Origin of the sequence: Buttiauxella sp. B2 (genome assembly GCF_006376615.1) — a bacterium.
GTDB lineage: Bacteria > Pseudomonadota > Gammaproteobacteria > Enterobacterales > Enterobacteriaceae > Buttiauxella.
The window spans coordinates 222409-237865 of record NZ_VEXQ01000006.1 but is presented as its reverse complement, the minus strand read 5'-3'; the positions used below and the strand labels follow the sequence as shown (position 1 = coordinate 237865).

The following is a 15457-nucleotide window of genomic DNA, read 5'->3' as shown; positions in this document are numbered from 1 at the left end:
GCACCAGTTGACTCCGGAACATCCACCGACGCCGCTGCACCAGCTGACTCCGGAACATCCACCGACGCCGCTGCACCAGTTGACTCCAGAACGTCCACCGACGCCACTGACTCAGTTGACTCCGGAACATCCGCCAACGCCACTGACTCAGCTGACTCCGGAACATCCACTAACTCCATTGGCCCAGCTGATTCCGACGATTCATACGGTTCCCGTCACCGATCTGGTTCCCACGAAGAACACCGTTACGGCATCTCTCGCTCATGTGGATGTCAGTGTTAATCTTCACGAAGTCCCGGCTGATACATCGGGATCTGATGTCATTAAAGTTAACGGAGGCAGTGAGTCGCCAGATGGTTTCGACGTGAAGGATGGCAAAATTGTCGCTATCGGTTCGGAGGTTCGTATTTGGTTAAGCGAGGGGGATGACGTTCCTGTCTGTGCCGATCCTGGTCATCAGGTAATGCATTATTCCAACGGTAATCCGGGAGGAGATGGCGCCTATTCTGACGTCTTCGTAGTACATAAAGGCAGTGGCTATACCCAGGATGGCAACCACCGAGATCTGGATTCTGTGCATGGCAATACCCAGCCACAAGGCAATTCCGACAGCCATAAAGATTATATTTTTGTGCAGACGCAAGACGGTGTCACTCCGGAGGCGACGCATCAAACCGATAACCGCAATCATAACGTCAATACGTTAGATGGCGTCACCGTGACTTACACCACTGCTGACGGGCAGCATGGCTCGTACTTTGGGCAAGGCAGTAATCAGATTGAAGGGGTTATTTTTGGTGATGGCAAAATTCACACCGCGTCTGGCAGCCCGACAACCCTTGATCACATAGCACCGCCCCCTGCGGCGCATGATTATATTATCGATGTCACTGCAACACTGACTGACGATGACAAGACAGATTCTTTGAGCAAAATAACGCTTGAAGGGTTGCCGAAAGGCACAGAGGTTATGGACGGGGATAGAGCCATTTATACCGTTGGGGATGATGGAAAATATGTTATCGACAATCCAGGACCTGGGTCGACATGGCATGATGACATTACGATACGCGTTCATGGTGATGAGAAACCCGTTATTACAGGCCACGGCAGTTATGAACATCATGACCCGGCTCCTTCGCCAGCACCTGCCGCTGACGATAATTCAGCGCAACATCATGCAGCCGATCTCGCGACAGCTCACAACGCGCCCGATGTGCATCACACATATTCTGTGAGCATTCTCGGCCATCATGAGAATAACGATCTCAATATGGATGCCCTGTTGCATCCTGGCAAAGTGAATCAAAGTGAAAGTGTGGATGCCACGATTACGCAAGGCCATGGGGCGGATAAAATCGATCTCAGCTCGTTAGCGACGGAAATCGAAAAGGGTAGCGATGATGTTAGCCAACTGATTGTGACAGATGATCACCACAGCAATACGCTTTGCGCGCCAGTATCATTGGCTCCGGTTATGGCACCGAGCGCGATACACGAACATCATGCTGCGTTATCACCCTCAGTGGAGCATCTGCTGCATAAGCCAGAACACCACAGCTATTAGAATAATTTGCAGGAGATGCGAACGACTGCTCTGCCCTACAAAAAATGTTTGTCAGATTTCAACCGGCCCAGCAGCCGGTTTTTTACTATTAACCTTCTGGCATCGCCGAAGAATGGTGGGTAGAGATTTTCCACTCTTTACCATCCCACGCGTAAGTGAAGGTATAACGCGCTGAAACGGTAGTTTTATCAGCAAAGGTAAAGGTGTAAGTGCCGGTGTCGACGGCTTTATTGCAGCCAAGTCGAATAGTGCGGGAGTCAATTTTCCCGATCGGTTTTTTTTCGAGGAAATGCTCAAAATAGTCAATGCGTTCGGCGTCGGTCAAACGTGGTTTATTAGATACAGTAGCGAGTAAAACCGCATCGCTGAGATAGTTTTCAGAAACCGTCTTCGCATTACCCGTCTTCAGCGACTCGTTCCATTTTTCAAACAACCCTTCAATTTGTGCTTTATCAACTTTCACACAATCAGGGGCGGTTACGGCAAAAGCTGAACCGGAGGGCAGAGTGAGTGAAACGACAAGACCAATAATTTTTTTCATGTTTATCATTCCGTTGGAAATTGCCTGCCTACGAACACACCTTTGATAACATGGACAAATAAATCAAATTACACATAATTACCATTGGCAATTACTGGAATGCACTTGTGTGAAAAATAGAGATATCACTGAAGGATAAGGGTATTTAACACGATGAAACAGCCCATAACTTTAGTAATACTGGAGATGATACCAGTATTATAGTTCAGCTTTTGTACAGCAGTTGTCACCTTTTTGGCTTAGTGTTTTCAGCTTAAAAATAGAAAAGCGCCCCTGCGAGGTCGGCAGCAAACCCTTCCCCTCCTTTAACGTAATCAGCTTTTCTTTTTGCACAGTAGAAGAAAATATTTCTTTTAGATGGGCACCATGCGATTAATTCCAACCACCTGATCACTTGGCAAATAGTAGTAATCCGTCACATGCGCACTGTTACGAACCATCATGGCGAAGGCGTTGCGCTGCCATGCGGGTAAACCTGAGCCGCCTTCACGCTTAACAATCACTTCATGCCCCATGTAATAGGTCACCTCATCGAGATCTAAATTACAAAGCTGAATTTCCGGATAACGCAGCAATAACGGAATATTGGGGCGTTCCATAAATCCATAGAGCGCCGTCGCACGCCAAAATCCAGGGTTGAGTTTCTCGACCGTCAGGCGCTCGGATGGGTCAACTCGAGGGATGTTATCAATCACAATACTGAGTGCCAAAACATGCTCGTGCAGTGAACCATTACGTTTTACGTGCCACTTCATTACTGCGGGTGTGCCGTATTGCGTGCGGGTCAGAAACACGGCAGTACCGGGAATTCTGGGAATTTCCCGGGTGCTAATATCCGCCATAAAATCAACCACTGGCACAGTTTTCTCATTGATTGCTGCGGCTACCGCAACCGCCCCGCGATGCCAGATAAGCATCACTACATAGACTGCCGTCGCCAGTAATAACGGGATATACCCACCGTCTTGCACCTTCGCCATATTTGCAATCAGGAAGCTAAGGTCAACGAGGGTAAAAATGCCCGCAACCAGCAGGCTTAATGGCAGGCTCCAGCGCCACACTTCACGCATGGAAACAAACAGCAGGCCCGAGGTCATAATCATGGTTAGCGACACCGCAATACCGTATGCCGCAGCCAGGCTATCCGATGATTTAAAAAAGACCGCCAAAAATACCGTGGCTGACATCAGCAATCCGTTTATCGGGCCTATATATATCTGCCCGTAACTTTCCTCGGTGGTTTGCTTTATATGCAAACGCGGTAACCATCCTAATTGAATAGCCTGCCGTGTCATGGAAAATGCCCCGCTAATAATGGCCTGGCTGGCAATAATTGTCGCAAGCGTCGCCAATATCACCAGCGGGATTTGCATAATAGGTGGGCATAAACGGAAGAAGATATTTTGACTGATATCCGCGCCAGAAAGAATAAGCGCGGCCTGGCCTGCGTAATTTAATAGCAGGCTCGGAAACACAATCGCGAACCAGGCAATCCAGATAGGTTTTTTACCGAAATGGCCCATGTCGGCATACAACGCTTCCGCCCCGGTCACGCACAAAAATACGCCCCCCAGCACCATGAAACTCACGATGCCGTTGGAGAACAAAAACCGGATGCCATACAGCGGATTTAACGCCATCAATACTGAGGGATATTGCGCAATGCCCCAAATTCCCAGCGCGGCAATAGTGGCAAACCACAACCCCATTACCGGGCCGAATACTTTCGCAATGCGCGCTGTGCCTAGTGGCTGAATGGCAAACAACGTCACCAGAATCGCAACTGTGCCAGGCAGAATAAAAGGTTTGGATTCAGGCAGGATGATTTTCAAGCCTTCCAGCGCCGAAAGCACTGAAATAGCCGGCGTAATCGCCCCGTCACCATAAATGAGTGCTGCACCAAACAACGCAGCAAAAATCACAATTGGTCGCTGGCTTTTCTTGCGTACAAGCAGAGCCATTAACGCCAAAATCCCGCCTTCGCCGTGGTTATCAATCCGCATTGCAAACATGGCATATTTCAGCGAAGTGACGATGACCAACGCCCAGAAAATCAGCGACAGCAAACCTAAAATCACATCAGGAGTGGGTGCATCGCCCGATAACGATAGCACTGTTTTCAAGGTATACAGCGGACTAGTGCCGATATCGCCAAACACGACACCCAGCGCACCACCGGCGAGCATGGTCATGCTGCTCTGATTTTTTTCTTCTGATAGATGGCTTACAGACATGATGCTTTCCTTTCGCCAGCACCGCGATAACTTGGGTATCTTGTTAACTTTAGTACCCTTTAGCTATCTGGTGGCGGGCCAGCATCTGGAAGTGTTACCGAAATTTCCCGAGCTGCTTGCGGATATGATGTTGCAGAACCGCCAACATGCAGGCACCTGACAGGCCAATCATCAAAGCGCCATTCACCGCTTCTAATGGGCCAAGTAGTTTCCACTTCGCACTCATCACGATGTCGCCATAGCCCAACGTGGCAAAGTTAACGCCAGAGTGATAAACAGCCTCTTTTAAGTTGGTGAATTCGCCCAGCCACAGGAACAAGATCCCCCAGAGCAAGATTTGCAGCAGATTTCCCATCAGAACGATAATGATGATGCCAAATAGTGCCAGCACTCCGGCAATCATCCCTTCTTTATGATGAAAATGTTTGATGTAAAAACGGATGCTCCAGATAGAAACACACGACTGCAACAGCATGTTGCACAGGATGACCGGCATTCCGGTTAGTAGCACCAGCAACATAGTGCGCTCCCGGTGCGAGGCTGGCGCCCCCTTTTCAGTTGGAGGCGCCAAATGTGAAAGTTATGGAGCGTCATGTCTATTCACGGCCTGGTTCGCCAAACCTTCGTTGACCCAGGCCATGAAGATTCGATAACCGATGGAAAGCAAAGTCGCACCGATGAACATACCAAGAATGCCACTGGCTGCCATGCCGCCAAGCGCGCCCAACAGCACTATCGGCATAGGTGCATCAACACCTCGTCCCAGCAACAATGGCTTGAGCACGTTATCCACCATCCCGGCGATAATCAGCAAAATGGTATAGAAGATATTCATGGCCATGCCGTGGTCGCCCATCGTCCACATTAAAGCGATTGCAGGTGCGGTCACCAGAATAACGGGGATCTGGGCAATCCCCAGAATCAGCGCCAGTACGAAGAAGATCCCGACAGCAGGAATACCAGCTATCGCCATGACAATACCTGCCAGCAGCGCCTGAATAAACGCGACCCCGATAACCCCCATAGCCACGGCACGAATGGTGCTGGTACATAGCTTAATCAGCGCCATGCCTTTGCTTTCATCTGTGATACGCATCGCGATACGATTGGCACTCGATGCACCTGCGGCACCCCAAACCATAATGATTCCGGCAACGATAAAGGAGACAATAAAACCGATTAAACCGCCGCCCATGCTAGCCAACACACCAACAACCTGCTTCGCTATATCCCCCAATTGCGGGCGATAACTGGTGATCATACCGGGCAAATCAGATGCAGCTTTCATCCACACGACGTAGATTTTTCCACCGACAATAGGAATGGATGCAACGTTAGCCGTAGGAGGTGGGATAACCAAGCTTTCAGCACTCACGTTGTGTACCAGCGCGCTCACGCTATCACCCAATGAGCTGACCATGGCGATAGTTGGCAAGACGACCAACAACAACCCCAGCAATACTACTGATACCGATGCCCAGCCTTGTTTTTCCCCGAGGTAGGCGGCGAAACGTTGGTGAAGAGGGTACAACGTGACCGCTAAAATAAGCGCCCACAACATCATATTCATAAAGGGTGAAATGACGGTAAAACAGAAGGAACCGAGTGCCAGGATAAAGCCAAGCTTGATGAACATATCCAGAAATCTGGCAACCAGTCTTTTCTCGACGATGGATAGTTCGTTAATTTCCATAAGATGTTATTCCAGGTGAAGGTGACAGCGTAGCTATCCAAACCTGGCATAATAAAGGCCAAGCATGCAGATAACAGGTATTGCATTAATGTAAGAGAACTATTATTTCAAAATATAATACACCTAATCATTATTAGGATAGAACAGTTAAGGCTAAATGCTATCAAGCATCATTCTTACGATTACAGATGTTATGTAAGCAGTTGTAATCATTTCATATTTAATCAATAAATCGCGCTGTATTTTCGTGGTAGCACACAATAATGCAATTTGTTTTTTATTTTAAAATAAACATCAACCAGCTTGAAGGAACGTTAATTTTTAATTATATGGCAGATTCAATGGCATTTATAAATCGCGAACCAACCTAATAGAATCGCGACGTTGACATGATTAAACCAGATAGATATTAATCATTATGATTAGTGTGCAAATCATTTCCTATGAAACAGCAGCCAGACGACTAACCCATTAAATTTTCTATTATTTCTTTGCAGCAGATATGTCAGATGGACACGCCTATTTACCGTTGGTAAAACCCCTTTCCTGCAAGAGGATTAAAGTATTCACCGTAGCCGGAGAAATCGGTCATCCGCATACCGGCAATTCCTTTGATATGTTTATCAGGTGAGAAAAATGAATAAAGTCACTTACGCATTGTTTACCGGGGCACTCTGCTTGCCTTTACTTGCCCTCGCTGCAGACCCTGTTATTCCATGGGCAGATAATAGCGGCGGTACTGAAAACACGCATATCGCCGCCATGGGGCAAAATCTGAATGGCCAACATGAGGCCATCACCAAAACCCAGGAAGGTGTTTGGGCGGCAAACAGCGGTTCGATTAAAGCCGATGAACAAACGTTGGATAGCACAAAAGCTGCGCCTCAAAATTGATGTAACCGCTTAAAGGCCCGCGCCCCAAACACGGGTCTTTTCTTACATAAACTCAGCGATAACTTCCAACAAATCCGCGCCAATCCCACAGCCAATGATTTTTATGGTACAAAGTACCAGCACTTTTTTATCATTTTCAGGATGCGCCATGCCAGTTTCCATCGACATTATTTCCTGTATTACCGACCGCTTCGTGGAGTTGACCGCCACTGAAAAGCGTATCGCCCAATTTATTCTCGATGATGTGCAATCTGCCGCGACTTTGCCCATTGCTGAAATGGCGCGGCTTACCGATACCAGCCAGGCGTCGATAACCCGTTTTGCACGTGCCATTGGCTGCAAAGACGTTCGTGAATTAAAAGTGAAACTTGCGCAGTCGTTGGCGGTGGGGCAACGCTTTATTCTTGATGTACCAGACCTCGAAGGCGTGCAGGGTATCTACGAAACTATCATTAATGTACTGGATATTAACCGCCGGGCGCTAAACCCCGAGTCGCTAAAAAAAGCGGTGGAATGGTTGAGCGACACACGGCAAATTCTGGCTATCGGGATGGGTGGCGGTTCAACGATTTGTGCGCAGGAAGTCCAGTTCCGCCTGTTCCGTCTGGGTCTGCCGGTCGTCAGCCAGAGTGATGGCTTGTTGGTGAGAATGATGTGTTCTTCCGTAGCGCCCAACGATGTAGTACTTGCGCTTTCGCTGGGTGGATACACGCCGGAAATCATTGAAAGTGCAGCTATTGCCCGGCAATACGGTGCAAAAGTTATTGCTATCACGCCGCAAGATTCACCTCTGGCACAAAACGCCGATATCGTGCTGCCGCTTATCGTGCGCGAAAACGACTACATCTTTAAGCCGAGCACTTCTCGCTACGCGATGCTAGCGATGGTGGACGTGTTAGCAACGGAACTTGCGATGGCGAATAAAAACCAAGCCAAAGACCGCCTGCGCCGTATCAAGTTGGCGTTGGACAGCCACCGTGGCGGCGTGGATCGGCAGCCATTGGGGGATTAGGACACGGGATTAAGTCGTGGATACACCCTGAATAAGGTTGTACTGGCATACTAAAAAATCCGCATTATTAAAGCGGAGTTTATACTAGATGTATCTATTCTGATGGATGACGAGTCGATGACTGATTTGCACCTCACACCCCATACGTTTCCAATGCCGGAAATTCCGGGCGTTACCATAACCCATGGTGGGCTGCACTATCTACAACCTGAGCTGCTGCTGGATTTTATCAGTGTCTCCACTCAATCACTGATATCCGTCACGCCAGTTGCGCTGCTCTATTCCACTATCGGCGTGCTGCAGCGCATTGATCTCAGGAAAATACCGATAACCATTAAAGGTCGCGTTGTTTATCCTGTCAGTTCCCAGGCTCTGCCCAGTCTCCGTGCCAGGCTCATTATTAATGGACCGTTTAAAAAACTGAAATTCCAGGGAACACTCATTTCGGCATCGTGGGAACCGTCGGTACAAAATATGACACTAATCGGGCTGGCACTAGAATTCACGGTACCTCACCCATGACCTTACCCCAGCTGGCCACTGACTCTAGAATATATATTAAGCCAACGCAGCATGTGTAATAAAATAAACCTCACATCATTTCCAATAAATATAATTACATCCATGCTTTAAAAATAAATAAATTAAAAATAAACAGCCTGTATATACTTTGATATTGATGTGTGATGACTATTCTTTTCACTTAACATTTTTTATTATCGAAGTTTTAACAAAAAATGAAATACTAAATTTTGTTGTCTTCTTATCTACATAAAACTATCGAGGTAAACCAAGGGGCTATAATTTTCGGCTGCTGGTACCTGAAAACCCGAAAATGTCTGCCGTTCGCTATTCACCGATAACTGGGATCTGGTTATGTTGACTGAACGGGTAAACGGCAGAGCCAATCTCGAAGACCGTATCGCTTACTCAAAAGCAATGCTGACAGCTCTCTTTTGTGCCGCTTGCATCAGCGATGACATTCATCGAATGCCGCCATAAAAAGCCGCCCCTTAACCCGCGTGGTTTCCATGCTCTGACCAGCACGATATAAATCACTACCCAGCCCCGCACCAGCGCAACCTGCCTGAATATATTCGTGCAGATTTTCCGGTGTCACACCACCCACTGCCAGCACCGGCACGGTGGGCGGCAATACAGCTTTAAGTGCAGAAATATAGGCTGGGCCAAATGCCGATGACGGGAAAATCTTCAACCATTGCGCACCCGCTTCCAGTGCGGTAAAGGCTTCACTGGCGGTTGCACATCCTGCGCAAACCAGCATTCCCGCCTTTACTGCCCGGCGAATCACTGCCGGATTGGTATTCGGTGTGACCACCAGTTTTGCACCCGCCTGCGCCAGAAAATCAACTTGTTCGACGTTCAACACCGTTCCCGCACCAATACATGCCTGCTCACCATAGCGGCTCACCATTTGCGGGATACTTTGTTGCCAGTCCGGTGAATTCAATGGGATCTCAATGTAGCGGAACCCCTCTTCAATCAACGCTGCCACATGGCTGTTGGCTTCGTGAGGCTCAATGCCGCGTAAAATAGCGACTAACGGTTTAGCATCTTGCATTGAGTATGCTCCTTATCCCTTGTTGGAATGCGGTATCGCCCGCAATTTCACTAACCGCTACGCCGGCCTTTTCAAATACCTGCCGATAACGGCGGCAAAGCGATTCTCCACCTACCAGCGTCACATTTTCTACCGCATCCATTGCCGCAACTTCCGCGCCAATCAGCAGACCAGAAAGCCATTCGCTGACAGAATCTGGCGCTAGTTCACCCAGCACTCGCAATGCACGCGCCTCAAAAAGTCGGGTCACTAACGAGGGTGAATCCAGCCCGCATTGCAGGCCGGCCTGAAATGCTGCGGGGTCTTCGCTTTGTTCCGGCAACCCTTTGCCAATCAGCGAGTGGTTCATCAACACATGGTGTAGTTCGCCGGTCATCGCCGTAGAAAAACCGTTCACCACGCCATTCGCTACCCGCACCCATTTGCTGTGGGTGCCGGGCAAAACGTAGCAAGAGGCGGGAGCCAATTGCATCGCGCCCAGCAACTGCGTTTCTTCGCCGCGCATTACGTTTCTCAAGGTGTTCAAACCCGGCACAATCCACACTTGCGGGGCGACTTCATAAAGCTGTGCACTAAGTTCATGCAGCGACACAGGGCACGCCAGATAGGGCACGGGCTGCCAGCCCGCGTCGCTACCAATCATTCCGGCCATCACCACGGGCAACGTTTCGGGTTTGCGCCACGGTTGAATGTATTTATCGAACACCTCGCGAGCGGTTTGCTCAACCAGGCGGCTTACTCCATATGGCAGTTGTAAGCTGTCCACGCACTGCCCGTTGCGATATAGCCAGGCGCGCAAGTGCGTCGAGCCCCAGTCGATGGCGATATAGTTTTCGCTCATCATGCATTCTCCGTTGCGCTTTTACCCAACGGCACCGCTACTGTCTGCGGCTGACCTTCACGTTCACGGGTGATCATTTCCAGTGCTTCTTCACGGCTCATTTTGCTAGCTGGTGTCATCAGTGTGACCACAACCGCGCAAACCAGACTCGCCAGTACCGACGGCACGCACGGATTACCCCAGAACCCCATCCAGCTATCGTTTATCAGTACGACAATAGAAACCACCGCCCCGCTGAGCAGTGCAGTTAACGCCCCCTGCCAGTTAAAACGCAGCCAGAAACGCCCAAGAATTGAGCAGATAAACAATCCAGACATCAGGGTAGAAATCATTTTCGTGATGTAGCTAATGATGTCGTTGGAGGTCAGTGCAAAAATCAGTGCCAGGCCAATTACGAACACCAACATCCAGCGAGACAACGTGATGGCTTTGTGCTCAGGAGGCATTTTGCCGGTCACCATGGTGTAGAGATCACGCATCATGATAGCGACTGCGGCAATGGCATCTGAGCTTGCAGAAGACATGGTCGCCGACAAACCTGCGATCAGCACCACCAGGCCTAAAATGCTGGGCAGGAAACTGGTGGCAAACAGGAAGGCATAGTTACTGTTTTGCAAATTCGGGTTCATGGTGAACGCAGCCATACCGATGATGGCCGGAAGAATGGAGAAAAACAGATACAGCACGCCGGTATAAACAAACGAACGGCGTACGGATGAAACATCCTTGCCGGAGTAAATACGCTGACGGTAAGACGGTGTGGCCAGCACCCCTACGCCAATCACCATTGCGAGCGAAAACGCAGGGATAACACCCAATTTATCCACGGCAAACAAGCTTAACGCTTTCGGATCCATCGCGCTGGTAATCGCGCTCCAGCCGCCGACATGTATTACTGCCAGAATCGCCATTAATATAAAACCGAAAAATAGAATTAACGCCTGAATCGTATCTGTCCAGACCACGGCAGAATATCCGCCAATGACTACATAAATGGCAAAAGCCAGTGCGATAATTATTTTCGCCACTGTCATATCAATTCCGGTCGCCCAAGAAAGATACATACTGCCGCCCAAGATATGCGCGCCAAGCCAGCCAATTGAAGCAATAAAAATAAGTAAGCCAACAATATTCTTAATTAAATGACTGGCACCCGTATAATAAGAAAGTTCTTCACTCATGGTCATAAAACGAAATTTTCGCACTGGCGCAAATAACCAGGCGACCAGCAATATGCCAATGGCTCCGCCCACTCCATAGAGCATTCCCGCCCAACCATTGCTATAACCAAAGCCGACTGCGCCCATACTGGAGCCAGTGCCCACCATTGTCGCAACCGTTGAGCCAAGCGTTAAAAACATTGGCAAAGAACGGCCGCCCAGTAAAAAATCATCACCATTTTTTTGGTTGCGTGAAACATACCAACCGATCCAAATCATGGCCAGCGCGTAAATAATAAAGCCGATTAAAAATACCTGACTGTTCATCATTCACTTCCAAATACTTAATAACGGTACCTGAAGTATTAACAGGTCATCGTAGGGTTAAGGTTAAATGGGTAGCCTGAAAATAAGATACAGAAAACCCGTTGGCACGATCGAGGGCGTACCGAAATAGTTTTATATTTAATTTTCTTTGCTCCCTCTCCCTTTTAGGAAGAGGGTTGGGGTGAGGGTAAAACTAGCCTCTGTCCGCCCGATAACAAGTCAAATCTACTTCCACTTTGCAATCGACTACCAGGTCCGCCACACAGCACACACGTGCAGGCGGATGGTCGGCAAAGAATTCGCTGAACACTTTGTTAAACGACTGGAAATAACGCGCATCAGTCAGGAAAACCTTCACATGCACCACGTCTTCCAGGGTGTAACCCGCGTCCTGCATGATATCCACGCAGTTCTGAATCGCCAGGCGGGACTGTTCGATAATACCGCCTTCCACCACTTCACCGTCTTTCATCGGGGTTTGCCCGGAAACGTACAGCCAGCCACCCGCTTCCACCGCTTTGGCAAACGGTAGACGCTGCCCGCCCGTACCGGTGCTGCCACCTACTCCATAACGTTTAATGCTCATTGTTGCTCCTTATTTGTTTATACCCTCACCCTGCCCCACTTTGGGAGAGGAAAAGGGTTGTTAAATATTACCGGCGCAAAAACCGTCCGGCTCGGCCAATAACCTGTTTATCACGACCATAACTCATCACGCCGTTAACCATTACAGCTTCAATGCCGGCGGCGGGTTGTTGAGGGTCGCTAAAGCTTGCTACGTCCTGAACAGTGTCTGGGTCGAACATCACCAAATCAGCATAGTAGCCGCATTTCACCAACCCGCGATCGGGAAGCTGGAAACGCGCCGCTGACATGCCCGTCATTTTGTGAACGGCAACCGTGAGCGGGAACAATTTCTCGTCGCGACTATAGTGCCCCAGCACGCGCGGGAATGCGCCCCACAAGCGTGGGTGCGGCATTGGGTCATTTGGCAAACCATCTGAACCGACCATCGTCACCGGATAACTCAACACTCGCCGCACATCCTGCTCATCCATGTTGTAGTAAATCGCTCCGGCGGGCATAAGTAGTTTCCCCGCCTCTTGAAGCGACAGCGACCAGCTTTCAGCAATCTGTTTCAACGACTGCCCAGCGACTTCAGGATGCGGTTCCGACCAGGTAACAATAATGTCGAACTCATCGGTAATTTGTTTCATATCCAGCGTGGAAGAACTGGCGGAATACGGATAGCAGTCGCAGGAAACATCCTGCTGTTCGCGCACTTTATCGAACAGTTTCAACGTTTCGACTGTACGGCCCCAGTTCTTCGCCCCGGCGCATTTATGGTGCGAAACCACAACGGGCACTTTGCCGTGGCGGCCTATGCGAAACGCTTCATCGAGCGCGTCCAGAATCGGTTCAAATTCAGAGCGTAAATGAGTGGTGTAAATACCTTTCCCAGCAGCTAACTCTTCGGCCAGCGCCATCACCTCTTCAGTGGTGGACTGGAACGCGCTGCCGTAAGCAAGGCCGGTGCTTAATCCCAGGCCGCCCTGCTGCAATGCCAGGCGGAGCTGTTCGCGCATTCCGGCAATTTCTTCCTCGGTGGCGGCGCGGTATAAATCGTCCATATGATTGTTGCGCAGCGCGGTGTGGCCAATCAGCGTGCCGACGTTAATCGCAGGTTTAGCCTGTTCTACGGCCTGCGCGTAGGCGGCAACCGTTGGGTAAATAAAGTGCTCCACCTCACCGAGTAAATTCATCGGATCAGGCACACTGCCCTTCATCGTCGCCGTCGCGGCGCTAATACCGCAGTTGCCGACAATCACCGAAGTGATACCCTGGCTGATTTTCGGCAGATATTCAGGCATACGGATAACGTTAATATCATCGTGGGTATGGACGTCAATAAAACCTGGGGCCAGTACACGGCCTGTGCCATCAATTTCGTGCTGTGCCGAACCGCTTATCGCCGGTGCGATTTGTGCGATACGATCGCCCTGCACGGCAACATCTGCGCGGTATTCCGGGCCGCCGCTACCATCAATGACTGTGACATTCCTGAACAGATAGTCGAACTTCATCTCTTCCTTACCCCCGTTATGTGCTGGACTAAAGTTAACCATTTACAAGCGTAAAAAACAGTGGAAGACTACGCAAAATTCATATGAATTTGTGATACTTTTATTCATTAAACTTTAAAACAACAAATAATTTCCAATATTTTCATGTATTTACTAATGATATCCATCATGAAGTAAAAGATAAAATCAAAGGAATAATGTTATGAAATACCAGAACAGTAACCTCATCCCACACAAATCGGCCCCGATGTTTACTGCGGCCAACATCCTGAATGAAGATGTCTGCTTGCCTGCAGCCGTGATAAAAAAAGCGGCATTAGAGAACAATATCCAGTGGATGCAGCGTTACGCAGACGCGCGCGGCGTTTTGCTTGCGCCACACGGTAAAACCACCATGACGCCGTGGATTTTCCAGCAACAGCAACAAGCCGGAGCCTGGGCTGTTGGCGTCGGCAGCGCCTGGCAAGCCAGCATTGCAATGGTGAGCGGCGTAAAACGCGTATTGATGGTTAACCAATTGGTTGGTAAAGCGAATATGCAGGTTGTGTCTGAGTTAAAAGCACACTATCAGGACGTCGATTACCTGTGCTGTGTCGACAGCGTTGCCAATGCCAAAACGCTTTCCGACTTCTTTAGTGCTAAAAACCAAACGTTAGATATTTTGCTTGAGTTAGGTGTACCCGGCGGGCGTTGCGGTTGCCGCACCACGCAACAGGCACTGGCATTAGCGGAAACAATTGCGACCTTGCCTGGCTTGCGTTTACGCGGGCTGGAGCTGTACGAAGGTGTGCTGCACGGAGAAAACCCGCAGCCAAAAGTGGAAGCATTACTACGTGATGCCGCAGCCCTCGCCTGCCAGCTTGAGCAGTATGTGGATGGCGAATTTATTCTTACCGGTGCGGGGTCGGTCTGGTATGACGTGGTGTGCAATGTCTGGCTGGAAGCGAAAAAACCAGCAAACTGCCGCGTGGTGATCCGCCCCGGTTGTTACATCACGCACGATGCCGGAATTTATCAAGAAGCACAGGACGAGTTAATGGCGCGCGACAACGTCGCCTGCGATTTAGGCGGGGATTTAGTTTCTGCATTAGAGCTGATTGCGATGGTGCAATCGGTGCCAGAAAGCGATCGTGCCATTGTGAACTTCGGTAAACGCGACAGCGCGTTTGACGCAGGGTTGCCACAGCCCGTCGCACATTACCGCGCAGGCAAAGCAGTAGAATTCACGCCTGATGCACTGGAAACTACCGGCATTATGGACCAACATGCCATGCTGAAAATCAAGCCAGGTGCCGACGTACAGGTGGGGGATATTCTGGTGTTCAGCACCTCCCACCCTTGCCTGACGTTCGACAAATGGAAAGCACTGTTTTTGATCGATGACGAGTACAACGTACTGGAAACGTTAGAGACGGCGTTCTAAGTTTCGCTTTAAATCTGGCGGGTGCGCTACGCTTACCCGCCCTACAAAAGCTATTTGTTGGGTGGATTAGCGGTGCGCGACATCCACCATTTCGTTACG

14 protein-coding genes and 1 pseudogene are annotated in these 15457 nt (G+C 49.5%); 6 read left to right on the top strand and 9 right to left on the bottom strand.

The genetic code is table 11. The annotated features are described in order from the left end of the window. The coding region (locus FH968_RS23655; RefSeq protein ID WP_370451491.1) for a hypothetical protein at positions 1 to 1567 on the top strand (1567 nt) is incomplete at its 5' end. Positions 1568 to 1655: 88 nt separating this feature from the next. Here the strand turns inward: FH968_RS23655 and FH968_RS10000 are convergent. The 4 genes from FH968_RS10000 to FH968_RS09985 form a co-directional block, all read right to left on the bottom strand. After that, positions 1656 to 2108 carry a DUF4440 domain-containing protein gene (locus tag FH968_RS10000; protein ID WP_139879001.1) on the bottom strand — a complete coding sequence of 151 codons (453 nt, stop codon included), beginning with the start codon at positions 2106 to 2108 and terminating at the stop codon, positions 1656 to 1658. A gap of 353 nt (positions 2109 to 2461) precedes the next feature. Then, positions 2462 to 4342, bottom strand: coding sequence for a potassium transporter Kup (locus FH968_RS09995; protein WP_139879000.1), 1881 nt, complete (start codon positions 4340 to 4342; stop codon positions 2462 to 2464). Between the two features lie 94 nt (positions 4343 to 4436). Continuing rightward, positions 4437 to 4862 (bottom strand): ion channel, encoded by a 426-nt coding sequence (locus FH968_RS09990; RefSeq protein WP_139878999.1) that lies wholly within the window; start codon positions 4860 to 4862, stop codon positions 4437 to 4439. 60 nt (positions 4863 to 4922) lie between these two features. After that, on the bottom strand, positions 4923 to 6035 hold the full coding sequence (locus FH968_RS09985) for an AI-2E family transporter (RefSeq protein WP_139878998.1): 1113 nt from the start codon (positions 6033 to 6035) through the stop codon (positions 4923 to 4925). 636 nt (positions 6036 to 6671) lie between these two features. Between FH968_RS09985 and FH968_RS09980 the strand changes: the two genes are divergently transcribed. The 3 genes from FH968_RS09980 (at position 6672) to FH968_RS09970 (ending at position 8463) form a co-directional block, all read left to right on the top strand. After that, on the top strand, positions 6672 to 6929 hold the full coding sequence (locus FH968_RS09980) for a hypothetical protein (RefSeq protein ID WP_139878997.1): 258 nt from the start codon (positions 6672 to 6674) through the stop codon (positions 6927 to 6929). 148 nt (positions 6930 to 7077) lie between these two features. Beyond that, positions 7078 to 7941, top strand: coding sequence for a MurR/RpiR family transcriptional regulator (locus FH968_RS09975; protein ID WP_139878996.1), 864 nt, complete (start codon positions 7078 to 7080; stop codon positions 7939 to 7941). 117 nt (positions 7942 to 8058) lie between these two features. Continuing rightward, on the top strand, positions 8059 to 8463 hold the full coding sequence (locus FH968_RS09970) for a dTDP-glucose pyrophosphorylase (protein ID WP_139878995.1): 405 nt from the start codon (positions 8059 to 8061) through the stop codon (positions 8461 to 8463). A 448-nt stretch (positions 8464 to 8911) separates the two neighbouring features. Here the strand turns inward: FH968_RS09970 and FH968_RS09965 are convergent, their stop codons facing one another. The 5 genes from FH968_RS09965 to FH968_RS09945 form a co-directional block, all read right to left on the bottom strand. Continuing rightward, a complete protein-coding gene (locus FH968_RS09965; protein WP_139878994.1) occupies positions 8912 to 9523 on the bottom strand; it encodes a 2-dehydro-3-deoxy-6-phosphogalactonate aldolase in 612 nt (203 codons plus the stop codon). Next, positions 9510 to 10364 (bottom strand): 2-dehydro-3-deoxygalactonokinase, encoded by an 855-nt coding sequence (locus FH968_RS09960; protein ID WP_139879013.1) that lies wholly within the window; start codon positions 10362 to 10364, stop codon positions 9510 to 9512. The genes FH968_RS09965 and FH968_RS09960 overlap by 14 nt, the downstream gene beginning before the upstream one ends. Further along, the gene (locus FH968_RS09955; protein WP_139879012.1) at positions 10364 to 11851 is read right to left on the bottom strand and encodes a sodium:solute symporter family protein; all 1488 of its coding nucleotides are present in this window, start codon (positions 11849 to 11851) and stop codon (positions 10364 to 10366) included. The genes FH968_RS09960 and FH968_RS09955 overlap by 1 nt, the downstream gene beginning before the upstream one ends. A 193-nt stretch (positions 11852 to 12044) precedes the next feature. Next, positions 12045 to 12437, bottom strand: coding sequence for a RidA family protein (locus tag FH968_RS09950; RefSeq protein ID WP_139878993.1), 393 nt, complete (start codon positions 12435 to 12437; stop codon positions 12045 to 12047). A gap of 67 nt (positions 12438 to 12504) precedes the next feature. Then, a complete protein-coding gene (locus tag FH968_RS09945; RefSeq protein WP_139878992.1) occupies positions 12505 to 13935 on the bottom strand; it encodes an amidohydrolase family protein in 1431 nt (476 codons plus the stop codon). A gap of 28 nt (positions 13936 to 13963) precedes the next feature. Between FH968_RS09945 and FH968_RS23855 the strand changes: the two are divergent. Continuing rightward, positions 13964 to 14041 (top strand): annotated as a pseudogene (locus tag FH968_RS23855) (hypothetical protein); the annotation flags it as partial. Between the two features lie 96 nt (positions 14042 to 14137). Next, entirely contained in the window at positions 14138 to 15358 is a 1221-nt protein-coding gene (locus FH968_RS09940) for an amino acid deaminase (protein ID WP_139878991.1), read from the top strand. The last annotated feature ends 99 nt before the right edge of the window (positions 15359 to 15457 follow it).

Bases quoted from the DNA above. Each gene is read 5' to 3' on its own strand.
- FH968_RS09995 (WP_139879000.1), bottom strand. From the start codon at position 4,342: ATGTCTGTAAGCCATCTATCAGAAGAAAAAAATCAGAGCAGCATGACC.
- FH968_RS09990 (WP_139878999.1), bottom strand. From the start codon at position 4,862: ATGTTGCTGGTGCTACTAACCGGAATGCCGGTCATCCTGTGCAACATG.
- FH968_RS09970 (WP_139878995.1), top strand. From the start codon at position 8,059: ATGACTGATTTGCACCTCACACCCCATACGTTTCCAATGCCGGAAATT.
- FH968_RS09955 (WP_139879012.1), bottom strand. From the start codon at position 11,851: ATGAACAGTCAGGTATTTTTAATCGGCTTTATTATTTACGCGCTGGCC.
- FH968_RS09960 (WP_139879013.1), bottom strand. From the start codon at position 10,364: ATGAGCGAAAACTATATCGCCATCGACTGGGGCTCGACGCACTTGCGC.
- FH968_RS09975 (WP_139878996.1), top strand. From the start codon at position 7,078: ATGCCAGTTTCCATCGACATTATTTCCTGTATTACCGACCGCTTCGTG.
- FH968_RS09965 (WP_139878994.1), bottom strand. From the start codon at position 9,523: ATGCAAGATGCTAAACCGTTAGTCGCTATTTTACGCGGCATTGAGCCT.
- FH968_RS09985 (WP_139878998.1), bottom strand. From the start codon at position 6,035: ATGGAAATTAACGAACTATCCATCGTCGAGAAAAGACTGGTTGCCAGA.
- FH968_RS10000 (WP_139879001.1), bottom strand. From the start codon at position 2,108: ATGAAAAAAATTATTGGTCTTGTCGTTTCACTCACTCTGCCCTCCGGT.
- FH968_RS09945 (WP_139878992.1), bottom strand. From the start codon at position 13,935: ATGAAGTTCGACTATCTGTTCAGGAATGTCACAGTCATTGATGGTAGC.
- FH968_RS09940 (WP_139878991.1), top strand. From the start codon at position 14,138: ATGAAATACCAGAACAGTAACCTCATCCCACACAAATCGGCCCCGATG.
- FH968_RS09950 (WP_139878993.1), bottom strand. From the start codon at position 12,437: ATGAGCATTAAACGTTATGGAGTAGGTGGCAGCACCGGTACGGGCGGG.
- FH968_RS09980 (WP_139878997.1), top strand. From the start codon at position 6,672: ATGAATAAAGTCACTTACGCATTGTTTACCGGGGCACTCTGCTTGCCT.